Below are 2,849 nucleotides of genomic sequence, written 5' to 3'. Positions count from 1 at the left end.
TGAACCTCTCTTCCGATCTACCACGGTCGTCAGCATGATGCTGTTTTTTACATTACATAACGGGTGGTTTTAAATTGCCCTTCTCAAGCTCGCTTTACCTATTAATCTTTACTAAGGATAAAGCATGTATGCGGTAAGCTATGAACTCCAGGCGCTCGTTAACACAGGGCCTAAACCCAAGGTAGGTAGGTCATTAAGCGAAGAAAAAATAGGGAAGAATAAGCTTGTTATGGTCAATGGAGATTTAATTCCTCACCACTCTTGTTGTATGATGCTGTCACCTTTGTTGCAAAGATGGTTTTATGGCTCACATTTTCAGACCCAATCAATGGATGTTTTTTTGGCTGCTGCTCGTTGTCGTGACGATCCTTTTGGCCAATGATCAGTGGTCTCGATTCCAGCAAATAAGCCACAGCCTGATGAGCTCGCCTGCATTACCGACGACCGTATCATCAGTGGATCGTACCATCTTGACCGCGGATTCAATGCCACCAACGGCTGAAACAATGCACGGTTCTGAGTCAAAGCCCGAAAAGTTACAGATTGTGAGCGTTCTATCCGCCCATAATCAAATGGCGTTATCGTCTTTCCAAGAAACCGATGTGCCCACTGGCAACCATTGTTCTGACACTGAAAAACCGCATCAACATAAAAAAAACAATTCGAATGACAGTTGTGGCTCTGTGTGTCAGTTCAAAATCCCTACTTACGTTTCATGCGCTGTACTCGCCAGTCAAATTCAGTCACTGGCTCTGATCGAACCCGACCAGAGTGTCACGGCAAACTATAGAGCGACAACACTCTATCGACCTCCGATTCATTCATTTCTCACTTAATTGGCAATACATAATACCAATCATTGGGGTTGGCGTTTATGACACAAAACTACGTTTAATTAACTACGGAAATGAATCATGCTCAAGAAAATTATTACTTTTATCTCAACAATCGCGATCGCTATGTCAGTGAATGCTGCGCAATTTGAAGAAGGCAAACACTTCAAAGTATTGGATGTCGAAAAAGCCCAGAAACCCGTCGTGACCGAGTTTTTCTCGTTCTACTGCCCTCATTGCTATAAGTTTGAAGGCGTGGTTGAAAACCTAAAACCTGCACTACCAAGTGATGCACGTTTTGAAAAAGTACACGTTGCATTCATGGGCAACAATATGGCTATCCCAATGGCCAAGTCATACGCCACTATGGTTGCGTTAGATGTTGAAAAAGAGATGGTGCCTGCTATGTTCAAACAGATCCATCAATTACGCCAAGCACCAAAAGATGAAGCAGCGCTTCGTCAGCTCTTTGTCGATTATGGGGTTGACGGTAAGAAATTTGATTCGGCTTACAATGGTTTTGTCGTGAGTTCAATGCAGCGAGAATTTGATAAACAATTTGAAGCAAGCACATTAACCGGTGTTCCCGGTGTACTGGTAAACAACAAGTACATTGTGGTACCAGACAATATCAAAAGTTTTGAAGAATACAACGCGCTAGTCAACTATCTATTAACACTGTAAGAACAAGGTTGCGCCAATAGAATCGATTCACACTGTCAATCTGAATCGATTCTATTTCTCCCCACCACGCTTTTTCCAGCATTAAGAGGGGCCACTTATCTGAGTGGCCCCTCTTTGTTTAGAATCCCAACACTGAGATGCCGCTCAAACTGTTGGTCATTGATCATTGGTTACTGGTTACTGGTTACTGGTTATTGGTTATCAGCTAAAAACCCTATCAACCTAAAATAGAAAAACTATCAGTCTAAAACAGGAAAATTGCCCGCCTAAAAATAGTGAGAGATGGTCAGATAACGATCTCGAATATGCTCTATGAGCAACTTTACCTTGTTGGGGGGTTGGCGAGTAAAAGGGTACACCGCATAAATGCCCAACTTCTTACCCACCAGCTCAGGGAAAATATCCACTAACTGACCGTTTCTAATATCATGGTAAACCAGACAGCGAGGAACATACGCGATGCCATAGCCGCCAAGTGCCGCTTTACGTAGCGCGGTGGCATTATTGGTCGAGAAATTTCCTGACACTCGAACAATGTAATTCCCCTCTCGACCTTTAAACTCCCACTCACTCGCCCCCGTCGTTTGATACGCATATTGCAAACAGTTATGTGTCACCAATTGATTCGGTTCTAGAGGCTTACTATTTTTCGCGATGTAAGAAGGCGACGCGCACACCACCCATTGCGAATCCAGAATATGACGTGCCACCAAACTAGAATCTTCCAAATAGCCCGTGCGGATCACCAAGTCAAAACCGCCATCGACAAGATCCACAAACTTATTGTCGAGCGACATATCTACCGTAAGCCCCGGGTGCAGGTCACAAAATTGCGCCACCGCTTCTGCCAGGATCAAATCACCAGAAATGGTGGGGACCGACATTTTTATGTGTCCGCTTACGTTTTCACCAAATCCCGAAACAGAGTCCATCGCCTCCTGAGTGGCTAACTTCACATTTTTGGCTCCGTGCAGTAACGCCTTTCCCGCCTCAGTGAGCGTCAATTTACGCGTTGTTCGGTATAATAGTTGAACCCCTATTTGCTCTTCCAAACGAGCAATTCTTTTGCTAACTACAGAATTTGTAAGGTTATTTTGTTCTGCCACCTTACTAAAACTTCCCAACTCTATTACCTGTGAAAACAGGATTAAATCATCTGCTCGCATCTTATTATGTCAATTTTGGAAATAATCATTTTCATTATTTCTCTATATGAACAAAAAATAAAGCGGTAAATTCACCGCACATTAACATTAATAACACTAATGCAAAATCACAGAGCCTCTTTAGAGCCCTGATTAATGAATACATAGGATGTACCAATGAGTGAAA

3 protein-coding genes are annotated in these 2,849 nt (G+C 43.1%); 2 read left to right on the top strand and 1 reads right to left on the bottom strand.

Going from position 1 to position 2,849, the window contains the following annotated elements:
- Positions 1-302 precede the first annotated feature (302 nt).
- Both ACP45E_RS01395 and ACP45E_RS01390 read left to right on the top strand, forming a co-directional pair.
- On the top strand, positions 303-836 hold the full coding sequence (locus ACP45E_RS01395; RefSeq protein ID WP_017038650.1) for a hypothetical protein: 534 nt from the start codon (positions 303-305) through the stop codon (positions 834-836).
- 78 nt (positions 837-914) lie between these two features.
- Positions 915-1,517, top strand: coding sequence for a thiol:disulfide interchange protein DsbA/DsbL (locus tag ACP45E_RS01390; RefSeq protein ID WP_017038649.1), 603 nt, complete (start codon positions 915-917; stop codon positions 1,515-1,517).
- A 266-nt stretch (positions 1,518-1,783) separates the two neighbouring features.
- Here ACP45E_RS01390 and ACP45E_RS01385 read toward each other — a convergent pair whose 3' ends face one another.
- Complete coding sequence (locus ACP45E_RS01385; RefSeq protein WP_017036437.1) at positions 1,784-2,683, bottom strand: LysR family transcriptional regulator; 900 nt, start codon at positions 2,681-2,683, stop codon at positions 1,784-1,786.
- Positions 2,684-2,849: the final 166 nt, after the last annotated feature.

The organism is Vibrio genomosp. F10 str. 9ZD137, from assembly GCF_049974785.1.
GTDB lineage: Bacteria > Pseudomonadota > Gammaproteobacteria > Enterobacterales > Vibrionaceae > Vibrio.
This window is presented reverse-complemented; position numbering and strand designations above follow the sequence as displayed.